At 68.4% G+C, this 20,549-nt stretch carries 18 protein-coding genes and 1 pseudogene; 9 read left to right on the top strand and 10 right to left on the bottom strand.

What is annotated here, in order from left to right; translation table 11 throughout:
• Positions 1 to 108 precede the first annotated feature (108 nt).
• From VHD82_RS04670 to VHD82_RS04645, 6 genes are all read left to right on the top strand, one after another.
• Positions 109 to 681, top strand: a complete 573-nt coding sequence (locus VHD82_RS04670) for a flavin reductase family protein (protein WP_325697320.1) — start codon at positions 109 to 111, stop codon at positions 679 to 681.
• A gap of 34 nt (positions 682 to 715) precedes the next feature.
• Positions 716 to 2,251 carry a 4-hydroxyphenylacetate 3-hydroxylase family protein gene (locus VHD82_RS04665; RefSeq protein WP_325697318.1) on the top strand — a complete coding sequence of 512 codons (1,536 nt, stop codon included), beginning with the start codon at positions 716 to 718 and terminating at the stop codon, positions 2,249 to 2,251.
• On the top strand, positions 2,248 to 3,093 hold the full coding sequence (gene catA, locus VHD82_RS04660; RefSeq protein WP_325697316.1) for a catechol 1,2-dioxygenase: 846 nt from the start codon (positions 2,248 to 2,250) through the stop codon (positions 3,091 to 3,093). Before VHD82_RS04665 ends, catA begins: the two co-directional genes overlap by 4 nt.
• Positions 3,094 to 3,108: 15 nt before the next feature.
• Positions 3,109 to 4,242: a muconate cycloisomerase family protein gene (locus VHD82_RS04655; protein WP_325697314.1), complete on the top strand. Its 1,134-nt coding sequence runs from the start codon at positions 3,109 to 3,111 to the stop codon at positions 4,240 to 4,242.
• The gene (locus VHD82_RS04650) at positions 4,239 to 5,021 is read left to right on the top strand and encodes an IclR family transcriptional regulator domain-containing protein (RefSeq protein ID WP_325697312.1); all 783 of its coding nucleotides are present in this window, start codon (positions 4,239 to 4,241) and stop codon (positions 5,019 to 5,021) included. The genes VHD82_RS04655 and VHD82_RS04650 overlap by 4 nt, the downstream gene beginning before the upstream one ends.
• An 84-nt stretch (positions 5,022 to 5,105) precedes the next feature.
• Entirely contained in the window at positions 5,106 to 5,813 is a 708-nt protein-coding gene (locus tag VHD82_RS04645) for a hypothetical protein (RefSeq protein WP_325697310.1), read from the top strand.
• Here the strand turns inward: VHD82_RS04645 and VHD82_RS04640 are convergent.
• Positions 5,810 to 5,983, bottom strand: a complete 174-nt coding sequence (locus VHD82_RS04640; protein WP_325697308.1) for a hypothetical protein — start codon at positions 5,981 to 5,983, stop codon at positions 5,810 to 5,812. The genes VHD82_RS04645 and VHD82_RS04640 overlap by 4 nt on opposite strands.
• 71 nt (positions 5,984 to 6,054) lie before the next feature.
• Here VHD82_RS04640 and VHD82_RS04635 point away from each other — a divergent pair, with 71 nt between their 5' ends.
• Positions 6,055 to 7,008: a helix-turn-helix domain-containing protein gene (locus VHD82_RS04635; protein WP_325697306.1), complete on the top strand. Its 954-nt coding sequence runs from the start codon at positions 6,055 to 6,057 to the stop codon at positions 7,006 to 7,008.
• Positions 7,009 to 7,290: 282 nt separating this feature from the next.
• On the opposite strand, the gene VHD82_RS04630 is transcribed toward VHD82_RS04635, so the two are convergent.
• The 3 genes from VHD82_RS04630 to VHD82_RS04620 are packed head-to-tail and all read right to left on the bottom strand — an operon-like array spanning position 7,291 to position 9,953.
• Positions 7,291 to 8,076 carry a putative hydro-lyase gene (locus tag VHD82_RS04630; RefSeq protein WP_325697304.1) on the bottom strand — a complete coding sequence of 262 codons (786 nt, stop codon included), beginning with the start codon at positions 8,074 to 8,076 and terminating at the stop codon, positions 7,291 to 7,293.
• 42 nt (positions 8,077 to 8,118) lie between these two features.
• Complete coding sequence (locus VHD82_RS04625; RefSeq protein ID WP_325697302.1) at positions 8,119 to 8,526, bottom strand: MarR family winged helix-turn-helix transcriptional regulator; 408 nt, start codon at positions 8,524 to 8,526, stop codon at positions 8,119 to 8,121.
• A complete protein-coding gene (locus VHD82_RS04620) occupies positions 8,523 to 9,953 on the bottom strand; it encodes an MFS transporter (RefSeq protein ID WP_325697300.1) in 1,431 nt (476 codons plus the stop codon). The genes VHD82_RS04625 and VHD82_RS04620 overlap by 4 nt, the downstream gene beginning before the upstream one ends.
• A 179-nt stretch (positions 9,954 to 10,132) precedes the next feature.
• Here VHD82_RS04620 and VHD82_RS04615 point away from each other — a divergent pair, with 179 nt between their 5' ends.
• Positions 10,133 to 11,803 carry an IlvD/Edd family dehydratase gene (locus VHD82_RS04615; protein WP_325697516.1) on the top strand — a complete coding sequence of 557 codons (1,671 nt, stop codon included), beginning with the start codon at positions 10,133 to 10,135 and terminating at the stop codon, positions 11,801 to 11,803.
• On the opposite strand, the gene VHD82_RS04610 is transcribed toward VHD82_RS04615, so the two are convergent.
• Together VHD82_RS04610 and VHD82_RS04605 are read right to left on the bottom strand one after the other, a co-directional pair.
• Positions 11,797 to 11,979 (bottom strand): hypothetical protein, encoded by a 183-nt coding sequence (locus VHD82_RS04610; protein ID WP_325697298.1) that lies wholly within the window; start codon positions 11,977 to 11,979, stop codon positions 11,797 to 11,799. The two genes, VHD82_RS04615 and VHD82_RS04610, sit on opposite strands and share 7 nt — an antisense overlap.
• Positions 11,976 to 12,269, bottom strand: a complete 294-nt coding sequence (locus VHD82_RS04605; protein WP_325697514.1) for an FAD-dependent monooxygenase — start codon at positions 12,267 to 12,269, stop codon at positions 11,976 to 11,978. The genes VHD82_RS04610 and VHD82_RS04605 overlap by 4 nt, the downstream gene beginning before the upstream one ends.
• Before the next feature lie 6 nt (positions 12,270 to 12,275).
• Between VHD82_RS04605 and VHD82_RS36735 the strand changes: the two are divergent.
• Positions 12,276 to 12,542: pseudogene (locus VHD82_RS36735) on the top strand (helix-turn-helix domain-containing protein); the annotation flags it as partial.
• A gap of 106 nt (positions 12,543 to 12,648) precedes the next feature.
• On the opposite strand, the gene VHD82_RS04595 reads toward VHD82_RS36735, so the two are convergent.
• The 4 genes from VHD82_RS04595 to VHD82_RS04580 form a co-directional block, all read right to left on the bottom strand.
• A complete protein-coding gene (locus VHD82_RS04595) occupies positions 12,649 to 12,975 on the bottom strand; it encodes an STAS domain-containing protein (protein WP_325697296.1) in 327 nt (108 codons plus the stop codon).
• Positions 12,972 to 14,567, bottom strand: a complete 1,596-nt coding sequence (locus tag VHD82_RS04590) for an ATP-binding SpoIIE family protein phosphatase (protein ID WP_325697294.1) — start codon at positions 14,565 to 14,567, stop codon at positions 12,972 to 12,974. The genes VHD82_RS04595 and VHD82_RS04590 overlap by 4 nt, the downstream gene beginning before the upstream one ends.
• Before the next feature lie 209 nt (positions 14,568 to 14,776).
• Complete coding sequence (locus tag VHD82_RS04585; RefSeq protein WP_414637440.1) at positions 14,777 to 18,457, bottom strand: DNA gyrase subunit A; 3,681 nt, start codon at positions 18,455 to 18,457, stop codon at positions 14,777 to 14,779.
• 26 nt (positions 18,458 to 18,483) lie between these two features.
• Positions 18,484 to 20,541: a DNA topoisomerase IV subunit B gene (locus tag VHD82_RS04580; protein ID WP_325697292.1), complete on the bottom strand. Its 2,058-nt coding sequence runs from the start codon at positions 20,539 to 20,541 to the stop codon at positions 18,484 to 18,486.
• Between the last annotated feature and the right edge of the window lie 8 nt (positions 20,542 to 20,549).

Raw genomic sequence — 20,549 nt, 5'->3', positions numbered from 1 at the left:
CCTTTTTGGACAGAGGCGTCCTTGGCGCCGCCGCGTCGCCCTCGATCGGGGCAGTCCCCTCTTGACAGTTCACCGTGTCCGGGGTCACAGTGATTCCATTGCCGGATAGTGAACAAACTGTACGCATTGCGGACGGACATCATGAAGGTCGATCCACGCCAGCTCAGGAACTGCCTCGGGCATTTCGCCACCGGCGTCACCGTCATCACCACCGAGGTGGACGGCCACCCACACGGCGCCACGGTCAACAGCTTCACGGCGGTGTCGCTGGACCCGGCGCTCGTGCTGGTCTCGCTGGACCGCAGGACCAAGACCTGCGGGTATCTCGAGGACAGGCCGTTCACGGTCAACCTGCTGCGCGAACCGCAGGACGACGTCGCGCTGCATTTCGCGGGCAAACCGCGCACCGAGCCGATCGAATGGGAGCGCGGCGAACTGGGCCCGCGGCTGCCCGGCTCACTCGCCTACGTGGCCTGCACCCCGTGGCGCAGCTACGACGGCGGCGATCACGTGCTGTTCCTCGGCAAGGTCGAGGAGTTCGAGTTCACCGGAGGTGACCCGCTGGTCTTCTACCTCGGCGAGTTCCGCCACCTCGGGCAGGCGTTCGAGAGCGTGCCCTGGCTGGAATCCGCCGACTGTCCATCCACTTTGGACTTCAGCTGGCTCCGGCCGGCTTCGTAAGCATCGACTTTGCACTCAACGACGAGGAGCAGACGTGACCATCCAGCAGGAACAGACCGCGAGCACCCGGGTGACGCGGCCGTTCACCGGCGACGAATACATCGAAAGCATCCGGGACGGCCGGGAGATCTTCATCTACGGGGACAAGGTGGACGACGTCACCACCCACCCGGCCTTCCGCAACTCGGTGCGGATGACCGCCCGCCTCTACGACGCGCTGCACGACCCCGACAAACGGGACGTGCTCACCACGCCGACGGATACCGGCAGCAACGGGTTCACCCACCCGTTCTTCCGCACCCCGCACAGCAGCGCGGACCTGTTCGCCGACCGTGCCGCGATCTCCGAATGGGCGAAGATGACCTACGGCTGGATGGGCCGCAGCCCCGACTACAAGGCCGCCTTCCTCGGCACGCTCGGCGCCAACGCGGACTTCTACAGCCCGTACGCGGAAAACGCGCGCCGCTGGTACACCGAGTCGCAGGAAAAGGTGCTGTACTGGAACCACGCGATCATCAACCCGCCGGTGGACCGCGACCGCGCGCCCGACGAGGTGAAGGACATCTTCATCCACGTCGACGAGGAGCGCGACGACGGGCTGATCGTGTCCGGCGCCAAGGTGGTGGCCACCGGTTCGGCGATCACGCACTACAACTTCATCGCGCACTACGGCCTGCCGATCAAGAAACGTGAGTTCGCGCTGGTGTGCACGGTGCCGATGGGCACGCCCGGGATGAAGCTGATCTGCCGGCACTCCTACGCGCAGAACGCGTCCAGCCCGTTCGACTATCCGCTCTCGTCCCGCTTCGACGAGAACGACACGATCTTCATCCTGGACAAGGTGAAGATCCCGTGGGAGAACGTGTTCATCTACGGGGACGCGGAAAAGGCGAGCACCTTCTTCCCCGGTTCCGGCTTCCTGCACCGGTTCACCTTCCACGGCGTCACCCGGCTCGCGGTGAAGCTCGACTTCATCGCCGGGCTGCTGATGAAGGGCGTGGAAGCCACCGGCACCAAGGACTTCCGCGGCATCCAGACCCGGGTCGGCGAGGTGATCGGCTGGCGCAACATGTTCTGGGCGCTGTCCGACGCGATGGCCGCCAAGCCCGACGACTGGATCGACGGCGCGGTGCTGCCGCATCTGGACTACGGGCTGGCGTACCGCTGGTTCATGACCGTCGGCTACCCGCGGGTGCGCGAGATCATCATGCAGGACCTCGGTTCCGGGCTCATCTACCTGCCCTCGCACGCGGACGACTTCAAGTCCCCGGAGATCCGCCCGTACCTCGACCAGTACGTGCGCGGCTCCAACGGGATGGACGCCGTCGAGCGGGTCAAGCTGATGAAGCTGATCTGGGACTCGGTCGGCAGCGAGTTCGGCGGCCGCCACGAGCTCTACGAACGCAACTACTCGGGCAACCACGAGGGCGTGCGCGCGGAACTGCTGTTCGCCGCGCAGCAGTCCGGCCAGGCGGAGGAGATGAAGGGCTTCGCCGAGCAGTGCATGGCCGAGTACGACCTGGACGGCTGGACCGTCCCGGACCTGTTCAACCCCAGGAGCCCCCGATGACCACCACCTCCCCCACGGCCGCCGGCTCCGGCGCCAACGCCACCCAGGCGTTCCGGGCCGCCCGGCAGAGTTCCGGCGGCGAGGTCACCTCGCCCGAGCGCGTCAGCGACGTGGTGCAGGCCGTGCTTTCCGGTGTGCACGAGGCAATCCGCGCCAAGAAGGTGACGTATCCGGAGTTCCAGGCGGCCAAGCAGTGGCTCATCGATCTGGGCGAAGGCGGCGAATGGCCGCTGTTCCTCGATGTGTTCGTCGAGCACGTGGTGGAGGAGGTCGCGGCCGAGACCCAGCACGGCACCAAGGGCAGCATCCTCGGCCCGTACTACCTGCCGGACCAGCCGAAGCTGCCGTCGGTGAGCACGCTTCCCATGCGCAGCGACGAAAAGGGCAAGCCACTGGTGTTCACCGGCCAGGTCCGCGACACCGACGGCAACCCGGTCGCCGGCGCGGAGCTGGACCTGTGGCAGGCCGACGACGAGGGCTACTACTCCGGGTTCGCCCCGCACCTGCCCGAAGGCAACCTGCGCGGCGTCGTGGTCAGCGACGGCCATGGCCGGTTCGAGGTCACCACGATCCAGCCGGCGCCATACCGGATCCCGACCGACGGGCCCACCGGCGGACTCATCGAGGCCGCGGGCTGGCACCCGTGGCGGCCGGCGCATCTGCACCTCATCGTGCGCGCGCCCGGCCACCGCAACATCACCACGCAGCTGTACTTCCAAGGCGGGCGGTGGGTGGACGACGACGTCGCGCAGGCCACGAAACCCGAGCTGGTACTGGATCCGCGGCCGGGCGATGACGGGAAGTTGCGCGCCCGGTACGACTTCGTGCTCGAACCCGCCTGAGAAGGAGCCTGCCTCATGTCCGGCCTGACCATCACCGGCGTCGACACCGCGATCGTCGACCTGCCGTTGCGGCGACCGCACCGGTTCAAGTCGATGACCGCGACGCACCAGAGCTACCTGCTGGTGTGGGTGCGCACCGGGGACGGCATCACCGGCATCGGCGAGTCCGTGGTGCCCGGCGGCCCTTGGTGGGGCGGGGAAAGCGTCGAGACGATGCGCGCCGTCATCGACGAGTACTTCGGCGCCGAGCTGATCGGCGGGGACGCCACCCGGATCGAGCGGTTGATGCACCGGCTCGACCGGGTGGCGGCGGGCAACTCCTTCGCCAAGGCGGCGATGGAGATCGCGTTGTACGACGTCTGCGGACGGGCGCTGGGCGTGCCGGTGTACCGGCTGCTCGGCGGCCTGTACCGGGAGCGCATCCCGGTCACCTGGGCGCTGGGTGCCGAGGACGCCGACATCGTGATCGCCGAGGCGGAGGAAAAGCTCGCTTCGGGGTTGCACACGAGCTTCAAACTGAAAATGGGCGCGAGCGAGCCGCGAGCGGACGCCGAACGAGTCGTCGCGGTCGCGAAGGCCATCGGGGACAGGGCCAGCGTCCGGGTGGACCTCAACGCGGCCTGGGATGAGCACACGTCCACGCGCTGGCTGCCGGTGCTCGCGGAGGCGGGCGTCGACCTGATCGAACAGCCGGTGCCGGGCTGGAACGTCGAAGCCATGCGCAGGCTCGCCGCGCGGCTGGACATCCCGATCATGGCCGACGAGAGCCTGCTGTCGGTGCAGGACGCGTTGACCTTGTGCCGGACCGAAGCGGCCGACATCTTCTCGCTGAAGGTCCACAAGCTGGGTGGCCTGGCCGCGACGAAGAAGACCGCCGCGGTTGCCGAGGCGGCCGGGCTGCCCTGCCACGGCGGATCGAGCATCGAAAGCTCCATCGGCACGGCCGCCGCCGCGCACGCCTACGCCGCGATCTCGAACGTCACGTTCGGCTGCGAGCTGTTCGGTCCGATGCTGCTCGCGCAGGACCTGGCGACCGAACCGGTACGTTACGGACTCGGCGGGCTGCGGGTCCCGGACGGTCCGGGGCTCGGCGTCGAACTCGACCTCGACCAGGTCGGGAGATATGCCAGAGGAGGTTCGCGGCGGTGAAGACGGAGGACCAGAAGGACTACGTGCAGTCCCTGGAGCGGGGCCTGTCGGTGATCCTGGCGTTTTCCGACCACCACCCGCAGCTCACGCTCACCGAGGTGGCGGAGCTGACCGGGCTGTCGCGCCCGACCGTGCGCCGCCTGCTGCTCACCCTGGAGCAGCTCGGCTATGTGCGCTCGGAGGGGCGGCATTTCTCGCTCACCCCGCACGTGCTCGCGCTGGGGTACGCGTACCTGTCGTCGCTGAACCTGACCCAGGTGGCCCAGCCGTACATGGAAGAGGTCACCAAGATCACCGGGCAGACCTGCTCACTGTCCGCTTTGGACGGTCATGACGCGGTGTTCGTGGCCAGGGTCCCGGCGAAACAGGTCATGAGCGTCACGCTCACCACCGGCACCCGGCTGCCCGCGTTCGCCACGTCGATGGGCCGGGTGCTGCTCGCGGGCCTGCCGGACCACCAGCTCGACGAGGTGCTCGCCGGGATCACGGTCTCCCCGCTGACCGCGCACACCGTCCCCGACCTGGCGACGCTGCGCGAGCGGCTCGCGGAGGTGCGGCGGCAGGGCTGGGCGCTGGTGGACCAGGAGTTCGAGGAGGGTGTGCGCTCGCTTTCCGCACCGGTGCGGGATGCCGGTGGCCGCGTGATCGCCACCCTGTCCATGTCGGTGCCCGCGCGGCAGTACTCGATCGACGACATCAAGGCCAGGCTGCTCCCGGTGATCAGGGACAACGCGCAGGAGATCAGCAAGCGGCTCGGCGCGAGCTTCCACCGGTCTTGAGGTAAGCGAGCGGTAATCGCGCCCCGGCACACTGCGTCCGTCGAACGAAGGAGGACGTCGGTGCGCCGATGGGGATTCGCGGTCTTGAGCGCCGTCTTGTGCGGGCTGGTGCTCACCGGCTGCGGCGCCAAGGAGATCAAGCCGGACCAGGCGTTCAGCACGGCACGGGACGAGCTCGGCTCGGCCAGTAGCGCGAAGGTGGACTTCAACCTCGAATCCGGCGAGCTGCGGCTGGCCGGGCAGGCACAGGAAACCTACGCCGGCGGCACGGACCTGTCCGCGCATTTCGACGTCTCCCGGCCGGTGCTGGTCGACGACGCCATCGTGGTGGACCAGAACACGTGGCTGCGCCGGTCCGGTTCCGACACCTGGACCGCCGCCTCGGTCGCGGCCAGTCCGCTGACGCCGACGCAGAGGCAGCCTGCGGGCAACCTCGACCTGCTCGATCCGATGCGGTTCCTGAAACTGGGGATCCAGGGCTGGAACACCCTGCAGCAGGACGATCCCAGTCACCCTGGCACGCACTACAAGACGACGTGCATGTTTTCGGTGCCCGGCCAGGGCTGCTCGATCAGCGACCTCGGCTCGCTGAGCGTGAGTTTCCCCGACACGAGCCAGATGGACCTCGACCTGTGGCTCGACGACAAGGGCATGCCGACGTACCTGCAGGCGAAGGTGCCCGCGCCCTACAACGCGCGGGTGGTCATGGCGAGCGGTCCGGTGACGGTGACCATGGCCTTCTCCGATTACGGCAAGCCCGTCACCATCACCAAACCCGCCCGGACCGGTTAGCGCCGCCCGGCGATGCCGTGCGCCTGGAGATCGGCTTCGGCCCTTGCGGCGTCCCGGTTTTCGAAGTTCGTACTGCCCGTGATGCGGCCCGGGCGGGTACGCCGGTGGTTGCGCTCCAGGCCGTAGACGACGAGTCCGAGTACGGCCAGCAGGATCAGCAGATTCATCATGGCACTAATTGTTTGCCCGGGAACTTCCTGCCACCAGTGGCAGATCCGACCAACTACGCTAAAATACTGCCATGCTGAAGACGGTGGCCGTTCTGCTGATCGACAAGCTCGCCCCGTTCGAGTTCGGGGTGACCTGCGAGGTGTTCGGGATCGACCGCACCGACGACGGCGTGCCCGCGTTCGAGTTCCTCGTCTGTGGCGAACGACCTGGTGAACCGCTCAGTTCCACCGTCCCCGGCGTGCTGATGACCCCCGCGCACGGGCTGGACGCACTGGAGCGCGCGGACCTCGTTTGTGTTCCCGCGGTCGACATCCGCGACGAGTACCCGCCCGCCGTACTCGAGGCGTTGCGAGCCGCGTCCGCCCGAGGCGCCACCCTGTTGTCGGTGTGCAGCGGTGCTTTCGTGCTGGCGGCGGCAGGCTTGCTGAATGGGCGGCACTGCACCACGCACTGGCACCATTTCGAGGAGTTCTCCGCCCGCTTCCCCGAGGCCAAGGTCGATCCGGATGTACTCTTCGTCGACGAGGGCGACCTGATCACCAGCGCCGGCACCGCCGCCGGGATCGACGCCTGCCTGCACCTGGTACGCCGGGAACTGGGCTCCGCCGTCGCCACCGCCATCGCCCGCCGCATGGTCGTCCCGCCGCAACGGGACGGCGGGCAGCGGCAGTTCGTCGACCAGCCCATTCCCGAGTGCACCGCGGATAGCCTGCAGCCGGTCCTGACGTGGATGCTGGACAACCTCGCCGTCGAACACACCGTGGCCGCACTGTCCAAACGCGCCCAGATGTCCGAACGCACCTTCGCCCGCCGTTTCGTCGCCGAAACCGGGACCACTCCGCACAAATGGCTTTCCGGGCAACGGGTTCTGCGCGCACGGGCCCTGCTGGAGGACACGTCGCTGGGCGTCGAGGAGGTCGCGCGGGAATGCGGCTTCGGCAGCGCGGCCCTGTTACGTCACCACTTCAACCGCGTTGTAGGCGTCTCCCCACACGACTACCGCCGCACCTTCGCAACCAGCTAGGGCACACCCGGGCAACGAAACTGACACGACTACCACCCCGCCACTAACCGCCGCCCGGCAACGCGAAGCGAGCCTCACCCCGCCCACACCCCGCCACCGAACCGATCCTCAGCGGCCGAGGCGGGGGTGGGTGCCATAGCGCGCTCCGCGCGCGTCCGTTGCTGTCGCAGCGCAACCGTTACGGCGCAAGGGAAAGAGTCACAGTCACCACATCCAGGTGGTTGCGTCGGTTGAGTGCAAGGCCGGATCGTGACACCTTCAGCTACGGCGTCCCGAACACCCCTAGACCCGGTACGCCGAATCCCGCACATCGGTCACCAGCATGTGCCCCGGCGCGTGGGTGATCGCGAACGGCGGCCGGGACGCCATCAGCGCGGCCTGTGGAGTCACCCCACAGCCCCAGAAAACCGGCACATCCCCGGGCCGGAACTCGACAGCTTCCCCGAAATCGGGCCGCGCCAGGTCTTCGATGCCCAGGCCGGCCGGGTCGCCGACGTGCACAGGGGCACCGTGCACCGCCGGCATCCGGCCGCTGATCTCGATCGCCCGCTCCACCTGATCGGCAGGGACCGGGCGCATCGAAACCACCATCGGACCGTGCAGCCGCCCGGCCGGGCGGCACTGCCTGCCGGTTACGAACATCGGGACGTTGCGGCCCTGTTCGATGTGCCGCAACGGGATCCCGGCCTCGGCGAGGGCGGTCTCGAAGGTGAAACTGCAGCCGATCAGGAACCCGACGAGGTCCGCGCCCCACTCGACCCGGTCGGGCTCCTCGGCCAGCTCACCTTCGCGCCAAATCCGGTAGCGCGGGAAGTCGGTGCTCAGGTCCGCGCCCGGGGCGAGCACGGTGGCGGTACTGCCGGGATCGGTCACGTCGAGCACCGGGCACGGGGTCGGATTCCGTTGGCAGAACAGCAGAATGTCGTACGCCCAGTCTCGCGGCACGGCGATGAGGTTGGCCTGCGTGTACCCGCTCGCCCACCCCGACGTGGGAGTGACGGTGCCGTCGCGGAAGAGGGCCCGCGCCTGTGCCGGGGACAGGGCCGCCGGCTCGTCTACGGTCGTCATGAACCCACTTCACCAGATCCGCCTGGCGGATTCCATGCGGCGTCAGTCGGCGACGCGCGCCAGGATCTCGTCGAGCTTCGCCACGTCCTCGGCCGGGAGGGCGAGCAGGGTGTCCGGTGGCGTGGCGAGGATCTTCGCGGCCCGCTCGGCGTGTGCCCGGCCCTCGTCGGTGACCTGCACGATCCGGGCCCGCCGGTCCTCCGGATGCACGGTGCGGCGCACGAGGCCGCGCTCCTCCAGACCGTCCACCAACACCGTGACGTAGGGCCGGTCGGTGAGCAGCTCGTCGGCGAGCTCACGCATCGTCATCGGGCGTTTTGCCAGGCGCCGCAACACTTTCGTCTTCACGAAGCTCATCCCGAGCGCATCGACGACGGCCTTGCGCCGGTCGTGCTTCTCCATCACCAGCACGCGCATCCGCTCCCAGACACGCTCCGCCGCCTCGGTCACCGCGTACTCACCGCCACCTGCTCCTCCTGGACGAACCGGGCCGCGGTGCGCCGGGCCCAGGGACCCGTCGTGGCGAAGCCGAGCAGCACCACCGCGCAGCCGCATCCGACCATGATCCACCACGCGACGTGACTCGCCTGAGCGAACCCGGCCGCGACCGAGCCGTGCACCCGCGAAGTCACCACCGCGCCCAGCACCGCGACGCCCAGCGCCCCGCCGACCATGCGGCTCGTCGAGGCCACCGCGGCCGCGACCCCGGCCTGTTCGCGCGGCATCCCGGACACGGCGGTGTTCGTGATCGGTGGGTTGACCATGCCGAACCCGATGCCGAACACGAAGTACGTGACGATCAGCAACGCCAGCGGCGAGTCGGCTTCGATCCGCGTCAGCAGCAGACCGGACGCGAGGATCCCGGCACCGCCGGCCATCAGCGGCAACCGTGCACCCCAGCGGGCGACGATCCGGCCGGCCAGCGGCGAGAGCACGAAGATCATCGCCGCCGTCGGCAGCGTCAGCAGTCCCGCGTGCAGCGGCGAGAGCCCGCGTACGTTCTGCAGGTAGATCGCGTTCAGGAACAGGAAACCGCCCATACAGGCGAAGCTGCACAATGCGATCAGCGTGGCCCCGGAAAACGGCGCGCTGCTGAAGAAACGTGGATCGATGAGCGGCTCGTCGCGGCGTTTCTCATACGGGACAAGGACTGCCACGGCGACGACGGCGAACGCGAAGCAGCCCAGTGTCTGCGCGGACAGCCAGCCTGCCTGCGGCGCTTCGATGATCCCGTAGGTCAGCACCCCGAGGATCAGGAAGATCAGCGTCTGCCCGACCGGATCCACCCGGCGCGCCCGAGAGGCCTTCGACTCGGGCACGAAAACCGCCGCAAGCACGAGCGCGGCGACGCCGAACGGCACGTTGATCCAGAAGATCGAGCGCCAGCCGACCGCGCCCACCAGCGCCCCGCCGACCACCGGGCCGAGCGCCATGCTCACGCCGAACACCCCGGCCCAGATCCCGATCGCGCGGGCACGTTCGCGCGCGTCGGTGAAGGTGTTGGTGACGATGGACATGGCGACGGGGTTCAGCATGCTGCCGCCCACCGCCTGCACCATCCGGAAGACGATGAGCAACGTGACGTTCGGGGCGACGCTGCACAAGAGGGAACCGAGGGTGAAGACCGCCAGCCCGGTCTGGAACGTGCGCCGCCGCCCGACCCGGTCCGCCGTGGAACCCGACAGCATCAGCAGGCTGGCCACCACCAGGGAGTACGCGTCGATGGTCCACTGCAGGCTGGACACCCGCGTGTTGAAGTCGCGCTGGAGCGCGGGCAACGCCAGGTTGACGATCGTGTTGTCCATCGAGACGAGGAACAGGCTGAGACAGCAGATCGCCAGGATCAGCATCCTGCGCCGGTAGTTCGGCTCCGCCAAGAAGGCTCCCAGATAGTTGTAACTCTATAACAGTTAGCACTGTACAACTTTTTCCCCGCCGAGTCAGGCGCCCGCCCCATCGCGACTCCTGGACTGCATTCATCCAATGATTTAATGTAAGCGGCGTGACGACCGAGAGGCGCAGCGCCGCATGGTTCTCCGCGACCGGGCGGGCGGGCATGATCTACCGCTCCTGGATGCGCAACCAGGGATTCGGTGCCGAAGTGTTCGACGGCAGGCCGGTGATCGGCATCGCGACCAGCGCTTCGGAGCTGGCCCCGTGCAACGCGCACCTGCATCGCGTGGCCGAGGCGGTCAAGCGCGGCGTCTGGCAGGCAGGCGGGTTCCCGCTGGAGTTCCCGACGATGGCCACAGGCGAAACGCTCATGCGCCCCACCGCGATGCTCTACCGCAACCTGATGGCGATGGAGGTCGAGGAGCTCATCCGCGCCAACCCGCTCGACGGCGTGGTACTGCTTTCCGGCTGCGACAAGACCACCCCGGCGATGCTGATGGCCGCCGCGAGCGTGGACGTGCCCGCCGTGATGGTCACCGGCGGGCCGATGCTCAACGGCAAGTACCGCGGCACGGACGTCGGCTCCGGCACGCACGTCTGGAAGTTCGAGGAAGAACTCAAGGCAGGCCGGATGACCCAGGAGGAGTGCTTCTTCGCCGAGGGGTGCATGGCCCGCTCCAACGGGCACTGCATGACGATGGGCACCGCCTCCACGATGGCCTGCATGGCCGAGGCGCTGGGCATGCAGCTGCCCGGCTCGGCGACCTGGCCCGCGGTGGACGCGCGCCGGTTCGAGACCGCCCAGGCGGCCGGGCAACGCGTGGTGACGATGGTCGAGGAAGCGCTGCGGCCGTCGAAAATCCTCACCCGGGAGGCATTCGAGAACGCGATCCGGGTCAACGCCGCGATCGGCGGGTCCACCAACGCGATCATCCACCTGCTCGCGATCGCCGGCCGGGTGGGCGTCAAACTGGAACTGGACGACTTCGACGCGCTCGCCCGCCAGGTGCCGACGCTGCTCGACCTGATGCCCAGCGGACGCTTCCTGATGGAGGATTTCTGTTACGCCGGTGGGCTTCCGGTGGTGATGCGGCAGCTCGTCGAGGCCGGGCTGCTGCACCCCGAGCCGGTCACGGTCACCGGCAAGAACGTGGCCGACAACGTCACCGGCGCAGAATGCTGGAACACCGAAGTGATCACCCCGACCGCCGAGCCCTTCCAGCCCGCGGGCACCGGCACGGCGGTGCTGCGCGGCAATCTCTGCCCGGGCGGCGCGGTGCTCAAACAGTCCGCGGCATCACCGGAACTGTTGACCCACAAGGGAAAGGCGCTGGTCTTCGACTCGGCGGAGGACTACCACGCGGTGTGCGACGACCCGGAGCTGCCAGTGGACGCGTCGACGATCCTGGTGATCCGCGGCGCCGGGCCGAAGGGCTACCCCGGAATGCCCGAGGTGTCGAACGTCCCGCTGCCGACGAAAATGCTCAAGGCCGGGATCACCGACATGGTGCGTATCTGCGACGGCCGGATGAGCGGCACCGGGTACGGCACGGTGGTGCTGCACGTCACCCCGGAGTCGGCGGTCGGCGGCCCGCTCGCACTGGTGCACACCGGCGACGAGATCACCCTCGACGTGCCCGGCCGTTCGCTGACCCTGCACGTGGACGACGCCGAACTGGAGCGCCGCCGCGCCGCGTGGACCCCATCGGAATCGCCTTACACCAGTGGTTACACCTGGCTCTACACCCACCACGTGCTGCAGGCCGACGAGGGCGCGGACTTCGACTTCCTGCGCGGCTCACGAGGGCACGCGGTCCCGCGCGACTCTCACTGACCCAGCCCGCTGATGCGTTTGAGCACATAGGTGGCGCCGGGCCGGGTGTTGACCAGGTCCGTCACCACCGAGCGCAAAGCCCGCGCCCGGGCGCGGTCTGCGTCACTCCACAGCTGCACCCACGCGCCGACCGCGCCGGTGTAGCGCGTGGCGACGTGGATTTTCGTTACGGTCACGTCTGTTCCACTGACCCGGCGCAGGCCGGCCTGCAGCTCTTCCGAGCCGTACTCGACGGTATGCGCCCGCGGCGAGCCACCCTCTTGCCGGCCGCCGACGAAACAGTTCCCGTACTGCCCGCGAACTTCCGCACTGTGCTGCGCCCGCCGTCGCAGCCGACCAGCCAGTCCGCCCGGAACTCGCCCGAACCCGTGCTGAGCACCCGTCGGCGAACCGGTCGCCTCGACACCGCGGCGCGCCCCTCGGCGGAAAGCGCCGGCCGGCCGGCCGCGGCCGGCACCGCGAGCATCACGCCGAGGGGCTGGACGCATTGTCGATGCGGCGGATCGCCGCCGAACTGGGCACCGGCACCACCTCGCTGTACCGGTATGTATCCAAAAAGGACGAACTTCTCGACCTGATGGCCGACGCGATGCTGAGTGAGCGGCCACCCGGCCCTCACTGGGCCCGAACCGAACTCGCCGAACGGCGGGCACCCGCGACCGGTGGCCGGCCGCATAGACTTCCTACGGCGATTCGATCATCAGCGGCGGTACGTACCCGGTGCGGGCGAGGATCATGACCGAGGCGCGGATCCCGCACGCCGAAAGCCCGGCGGAGCAGCTGTTCACGGCGGGCCTCGAACGTATCCTGGACGGCCTCGGTGTCCTATTCGGACAGAGCTGAGGTCAGTCGAGGGAAGAACGGAGCCGGACGACCGGCTCCAGACCGGACAGCTCGACCACCCGCCGCACCCGCGCATCCGGTGGCACGTACAGCTCCAGGGTCATCTGCAGCACCCGCAGCCGCGACGCGAGGGTGAACACCACCCGTAACCCTGCGCTGTCCAGATAGTCCAATTTGGACAGATCCAGCATGACGGTGGTCGCCTCGTTGCCGATCGCGGCGTTGATCTCGCCCTGCACCTCGGTGGCGTTGGCCAGGTCGATCTCCCCCGACACGGCTATCCGCACCGCGTCGCCGTGCAGACCGGACTCGATCCTCGCCTCGGTCATGCCCGCTCGTCGCCGACGCTGTGGCGGATGGTCACCGTCGTACCGCCGGAGCCTTCTTCGACTTCGACCTCGTCGCAGCATTTGCGCATCAGCATGATCCCTCGCCCCCGGTTGGTTCCCCGCGGTGCCCGCCAGCGCCCCTGATCCCGCACTGTGGCGAACACGTCGCTGCCCCGCAACTCCAGGCGCAGGCTGACCACTCCACCCGCCGGCCCGTAGGCGTGCTCGACCGAGTTCGTGCAGGCCTCACCGACCGCCAGCAGCAGGTCGTCGGTCGCCTCTTCGTCGGCGCCGGTCACCGACAGCCAGCGGCGCATCGACGTCCGGATCTCTTTGAGGGACTCCGGAATCGCGGGCAGCGTCAGCTCCAGTGGGGCCAGATCGCCCCGGTCCTGCCGGTGCAGGGCGAGGACCGCCACGTCGTCCTCGGGCTCTTCGTCACCGACCAGCTGCGCCATCACCTGCGCGCACACCGCGCCGGCCGGCCGCGGGGATACCGTGTCCCGCAACAGGTTCAGGCCCACCTCGAGCGGCCGGTAGCGCCGCTCGACCAGGCCGTCGGTGTAGAAGCACGCCAGCGCGCCGGGCGGCAGGTCCAGGACCGCGCTCTGCCGGCGGGCGTCACGCACGACCCCGATCGGCGGGTCGATCGGCAGCTCGGCGAAAGCGGCGGCGGCACCGGGCCGCGCCACCACCGGCGCCAGATGACCGGCGGAGGACACGTTCATCCGGTCGAAAGACGGGCCGAGTGTGGCGTAGAGCACAGTGGCCATCATGCCCGGCTCGAAGTGCTGGATCTTGCGGTCGAGCCTCGTCAGCACATCCGCGGGGTCGACCGATTCGAGGGCGTACGCGCGAAGCGCGCTGCGCAACCGCCCCATCACCACCGCGGCGGGCAGGTCGTGGCCGACGACATCGCCGATCACGACACCGATCCAGCCCGAGGGCAGCACGAACACGTCGTACCAGTCCCCCGCCACCCCTGCCTGGCCACCAGGCACGTACCGGGCCGCCATGTCCAGCGCGGGGATCCGGGGCAAGCCGGCAGGCAGCAGGCTGCGCTGCAACTCCGTCGCGGCCGCCCTGGAGGCTTGCGAACGCTGCGTCTGTACCGACACCGCGACCCGTTCGGCCGCCATCTGGAGCACTTCGACGTCGTCGGCCGTGAAGCCGTGATGCGCGATGGTGCCGACGTGCAGCACCCCCAGCAGCTCGCCGCCGGACAGCAACGGAACACCGAGCAGGGTTTGCAGGCCCTTTTCCCACAGTAGCTGGTTGACCACAGTGGACTCGTCGACGCGCTCCAACAGCACCGGCTCACGCTCCACCGCGATCCGGCCCGCGAAACCGGCACCGAACGGGATGCGTACGCCCTGGAAGACCTCGTTCTCCACGCCCAGCGCGGCCGCGGCGAACAGCTCCCGGCCGCCGGGCTCGGTCAGCAGGATGACGGCGGTGTCGGCGTGCATGACCTGACGGACCCGGCCGAGCAGTTCGGTCAGCCGTTCGTCACCGTGGAAGTCGGCGAGCGCGCTGTCAGTGAAGAAGCCGATCCGGCGCAGCTTTTCCTCAGCACCCGCCGTCATTGCCATAATCCGAGGTTATCCAGCCTTGAGGATTCGGAAACCCGGCGTCGGCAAACATTTCCGGTGTTCGGGACGGTGCCGGGCCGCCTCGGGGGGACGCCCTTCGGCGATCACTTACCCCCGACAAGGTAGCCCGGCGCGCCCGCTCCCGCCAGGTGATGACAGCCTGTGCGCGAGCGGACACCTTACGTTCTTCCTCCGGGGTTTCCGATGTGTCAGCCGCGTTCGATGAGGTGCCCGACCACGTCCGGCCCGGGGTGCGAAGCTCCCGAACCGTCCCGGCGGTCCGTCGGCTCCGGCAGCTCCACCGGGTCGCCGTTGCGGGCCGAACCCGCCGGCCGCGGGCCGATCCAGGCCACGGACAGCGCTTCCTCACCCTTGAGGAACCGGTGCGCCCGCACGCCGCCGGTCGCCCGGCCCTTCGCCGGATACACCTTGAACGGCGTCATCTTCACCGACTGCCCGGTGGCGGTCACCACCATCGGCTCGCCGTGCTCCGGGTCGTCCGTGCGCACCGCGCCGAAGAAGATCACCTCGGTGCCCGGCGCGAGTTTGATCCCCGCCATCCCCGCGCTCTTGAGCCCCTGCGGCCGCACCAGCGAAACCGAGATCCGCAGCAGCGAAGCGTCGGATGCGACGAATCCCAGCGTTTCCCTGCCGTCGGTCAGCCAGGTGGCGCCGACCACCTCGTCGCCGTCCTTCAGCGAGATCACTTCGAACTCGTCCGCCCGCACCGGCCATTCCGGCGCGCACACCTTCACCACGCCGTGCTTGGTGCCCAGCGCGATACCCGGTGGCTCGGTGTCCTCCGGCGGTTCGCCGAGCGGGGCGAGGCCGACGATCCGCTCGCCCTTTTCCAGCGGTACCAGTTCTTTCGCCGCCATCCCGCCGCGCAGCGACACCGTGCCGGACTGCTCGGGCAAGACCGGCAACGGCAGCACGTCCGTCTTGAACGCGCGCCCGCGGTTGCTCACCAGCAGCACCTGGCCACGCGCGGTGGAATGCACCACCGCCGCCACCGCGTCGTGTTTCACGCGGCCGCTGCGCCGTCGGCCTTCCTGTGTCTCCTCGGACTCCGCCGCCGTGCGCGCCACCAGCCCGGTGGCGGACAGGATGACCTGACAGGGGTCGTCGGCGACCTCGCGCGGCCCGGCAGGCACCGACGCGGCCAGCACTTCCTTGAGGTCACCGTCGATCAGCGAGGTGCGCCGCTCGGTGCGGAAGTCCTTGGCGATCTTGGCCAGCTCGTTGGACACGACCTTCTTCAGCTCGCGGTCGTCCTCGAGGATCCTGGTCAGCTCCGCGATCTCCGCGCGCAGCTGCTCCTGCTCCTGCTCCAGTTCGAGCTTGTCGTACTTGGTCAGCCTGCGCAGCGGAGTGTCCAAAATGTACACTGCCTGGGTCTCCGACAGCTTGAACCGCTTCATCAGGCCGTCCTTGGCCTCCGCGGCGTTGTCGCTGTTGCGGATCAGCCGGATCACCTTGTCGATGTCCAGCAGCGCGATCAGCAGGCCCTCGACCAGGTGCAGCCGTTCCTCGCGCTTGCGCCGCCGGTAACGGGTGCGGCGGGTGACGACCTCGTAGCGGTGCTGCAGGAACACTTCGAGCAGCTGCTTGAGCCCGAGGGTCTGCGGCTGCCCGTCCACGAGCACGAGATTGTTGATACCGAAGGATTGTTCCAGCGGGGTGAGCCGGTACAGATCGGCCAGCAGCGGCTGTGGGTTGACCCCGACCTTGCACTCGATCACCAGCCGGGTGCCGTTCTCACGGTCGGTGAGGTCCTTGACGTCGGCGATCCCGGTGAGCCGCTTGGACTTGTTGACCTCGTCGGTGATCTTCTCGATCACCTTCTCCGGGCCGACGCCGTACGGCAGTTCGGTGACCGTGATGGCCTGCCTGCCGCGGCTTCCCTCCAGCGGCCCCGTTTCCACCTTCGCGCGCATCCGCACCACGCCGCGGCCGGTCTCGTACGCCTTGCGCACCTCGTCCAGCCCCAGCAGCATCCCGCCGGTGGGCAGATCGGGGCCGGGCACGAACTCCATCAGCTTGTCCAGCGTGGCGCCCGGGTGGTTGATCAGCCACCGCGCGGCGCCGATCACCTCGCCCATGTTGTGCGGGATCATGTTGGTGGCCATGCCGACCGCGATCCCGGACGTACCGTTGACGAGCAGGTTCGGATAGGCCGCGGGCAGCACCGACGGCTCCTGCAGGGAACCGTCGTAGTTGGGCCGGAAGTCGACCGTGTCCTCGCCGAGCTCGCCGACGAGCAGCATCGCCTCGGGCGACATTCTTGCTTCGGTGTTGTGGTTGACGAACCCGCCCGCGAGGAACGAGTGGTCTGCGGAGTCGACCCGCACCGAGTAGACCTCGGCCGCCTCCGCGGCGAAGACCTCGGTGACCTCCTCGAACCGGTAACCCGAGTCCATGACCGGCAGGATCGTCCGAAGGATCTCGGTGTCCCCGATCCGGTCGATGATCCGGAGTCGCTCGGTCTCCCAACGTTCGACCCGATCGAAGTTGTGCCGGGTCAGCCATTTTCGGCCGCTGCCCCGCCGGTCGAAGTCGAGTGCGTCGCGCACGTAGTCGGCCACGAACGGCACCTTGTCCTGGCTGAGCCGAGGTGCGGGCAGGACCGGACGCCGGAGCAGCTCGGTCACTTTCGCCTGCTTGGTCTTGAGGAAACCGACGCGCTCGACGAAGGCCCGGACATCGCGCAGTCCGGAGATCACGAGCCGGTGTTCGACGGCGCCACTCGCCGGGGCGTACCGGCGATGCCGGGCGATCACGCCGAACTCGGCGAGCAACTCCTGGACCTCACTGGTAAGGCGCTCGCTGGAGCTGCTGTATTGCACCGTGAAGCCATCTGTAGCGACGCGGGGGCCGCCGTCGCCCTCGAAGAGCGCCATCAGGAAGGCCCGCTTCACGCCCCAACCGGCGTTCCACACGAACTCGGGCACGAACTTGTCCCTGGCCTGGTGACCGATCAGCTCGGAGAGGGGACCGCCTCGCAGATCGGCCAATTCCGCATCGGAAGCATGAAGGTCTGCCGCCGCCAAGGCGTCCTCGAAGAACTCCTCGCCGATCTCTTCGGCAGACGCCGATGCCCAGGCGCCGCCCAGCACACCCAGCATGTACTCCCGAGCCGTGGGAACGACCCGCATCCATGCGTTGCGGGCTACGCACACCGTCGCACCCGGCTGGAGCTCGTCCAGGCGCCGCCACTGGAAAATCGGCACGCCCATCGGCGCTTCCAGGCACAGGACCAGATGGTTCTCACTGCCCCGCAAGGAGAACCCGGACTTCGTGCGCATCCGGACCGTCGGGTGGACGCCGGAGTTGAACACCTTGCTGACGCGGACTGCCTTGCCGTCCTTGTCGAGCACCTCGAAGTCGGCGTCCGCCTCGCTGTCCGCGGGCAGGTTCACGACATCGGCGATCCGCGGGCTCGACCCGTCGGCCAGGCGGATCCGCGTGTCGCCCACGACGCAGTAACGGCTCGCGGCCGGTCCGTCGTCCGGGCTGCCGAAGTTTCCGTGCCCGTCGACCAGCGGTGCGTTCATCGAGAAGTCCTGCGCCAGCCGGACCATCGCGTCGTAGATCGCCACGTCGCCGTGCGGATGGTAGCGGCCCATCACGTCACCGACCACACGCGACGACTTCACGTACGCGTGCGTCGGACGGTAGCCGGCCTCGTTCATGGAGAACAGGATCCGGCGGTGTACCGGCTTCAGCCCGTCCCGCGCGTCGGGCAGCGCGCGGGAGTGGATGACCGAATACGCGTACTCGAGGTAGGAATCCTCGATCTCGGTCTTGACCGGGTTCTCGAAGACCTGCGCACCCGCCTGGTCGAAGGCGGCGGGATCGACCCGGGTGACCGGGTTCTTGCGGCGTGCCATGACTGTATGTCTCCTCGAAAAGATCCTCAGACGTCGATCGCTTCGCGGTCCACCCGCGCGGAGGATTCGACGAGCCAGTTGCGCCGGGGTTCGACCTTCTCGCCCATCAGCAGTTCCAGCGCGGACTCCGCGGCCTCGGCGTCGTCCATCGTGATGCGGCGGACCGAGCGGGTGGCCGGGTTCATCGTGGTCTCCCACAGCTCGTCGGCGTCCATCTCGCCGAGACCCTTGAACCGCGGCACGGGTTTGACGATCTGCCTGCCCGACTCCTCCAGCTCGGTGACCTTGTTCTCCATCTCGCGCTGGGTGAAGGTGAAGATGGTCTCCGGGTTGCGGCCCTTCGTGATGATCTTGTGCAGGGGCGGCATCGCGGAATACAGCCTGCCGTCCTCGATCACCGGCCGCATGTACCGGGCGAACAGCGTGATCAGCAGGGTGCGGATGTGCGAACCGTCCACATCGGCGTCGGCCATCAGGATGACCCGGCCGTAGCGCATCGTGGACAGGTCGAACGTGCGGCCGCTGCCCGCGCCGAGCACCTGCACGATGGACGCGATCTCGGCGTTCTTCAGCGTGTCGCCGAGGCTCGCCTTCTGCACGTTCAAGATCTTGCCGCGCAAGGGAAGCAGCGCCTGGTACTCCGAGACCCGGGCCATCCGCGCCGACCCGAGCGCGCTGTCACCCTCGACGAGGAACAGCTCGCTGCGCGCGACGCCGGTGGTGCGGCAGTCCACCAGCTTCGGCGGCATCGCCGCGCCCTCCAGCGCCGTCTTGCGCCGGGCGGCGTCCTTCTGCTGCTTCTGCGCCAGCCGCACCCGCGCGGCGTCGACGATCTTCTGCAGCACGAGCTTGGCCTCGGACTTGGTCTTCCTGTCCTCGGTCCAGGCCTTGAGCTGCTTCTCCACGATGCCCTGGACCACCTTGGTGACCCCGGCCGTGGACAGCTCGTCCTTGGTCTGCGAGGTGAACTGCGGCTCCGGGACGCGCACGTGGATGACCGCGGTCATCCCCTCCAGCACGTCCTCCAGCGTCGGCAGGTCCTCCTTCGGCTTGAGCAGCCCGCGGGTCTTGGAAATGGCTTCCTGCAAGGCTTTCGTCGCGCCGCGGTCGAAACCCTTGCGATGCGTGCCGCCGTGCACGTTGCGGATGGTGTTGGAGAAGGACTCCACCGTGCGCTCGTAGCCGGTGCCCCAGCGCAGCGCCACCTCCACCTCGGCGTGACGCTCCACATTGGACTTCATCACGCCGTTGGCGTCGGCCGCGTTCTCCTTGTACGTGCCCTCGCCGGTGATCATCAGCATCCCCGAGACCGGCTTTTCCCCGCCTGGGGACAGGAAATCCACCATGTCGCGCAGGCCGTTGGGGAAGTGGAAGGTCTCCTCGGCGATCGCACCTTCGGTGGCGTCGCGCAGCACATACGTGACACCCGGCACCAGGAACGCCGTGTTGCGCAGCTTCGTGCGCACGTTCTCGGTGTCGAGTTTCGCGCCTGTCTCGAAATAGCGGCTGTCGTACCAGTAGCGGATCGACGTGCCGGTGCGCTCGCCGCGCTTCATCCTGCCCGTGACGCGAAGCCCGCTCTGCGGCGAGAACTTGGCCTTCGGACCGGGACCGTCGAACACCCCGGGCACGCCGTGCGCGAACGACATCTCGTGCACCTTGCCCGCGTTCTTCACGATCACGTCGAACCTGTGCGACAGCGCGTTCACCGCCGAGGCGCCGACACCGTGCAGACCGCCCGAAGTCTTGTACCCGGAACCGCCGAACTTTCCGCCCGCGTGCAGCTTGGTGAGCACCAGTTCGACGCCGGACAGGCCGGATTTCGCGTGCTTGTCCGTCGGGATGCCCCGGCCGTTGTCGTCGACCTGGACACTGCCGTCGGCGTGCAGCGTCACCACCACGCGGTTCGCGTGACCGGCGACACCCTCGTCGGTCGAGTTGTCCACGATCTCGCTGAACAGGTGGTTGATCCCGCGGCTGTCGGTGGACCCGATGTACATCCCGGGTCGTTTGCGGACGGCTTCCAGTCCCTCGAGGTGGGTGAGGTCGTCGGCCCCGTAGAGAGGCTCAGCAGAAGCTGTCACAGGGTCTG

It is taken from the genome of Amycolatopsis sp. (assembly GCF_035546795.1).
Classification (GTDB): Bacteria; Actinomycetota; Actinomycetes; order Mycobacteriales; family Pseudonocardiaceae; genus Amycolatopsis_E.
The sequence above is the reverse complement of the archived record's forward strand: the minus strand, read 5'-3'. Positions and strand labels throughout refer to the sequence as shown.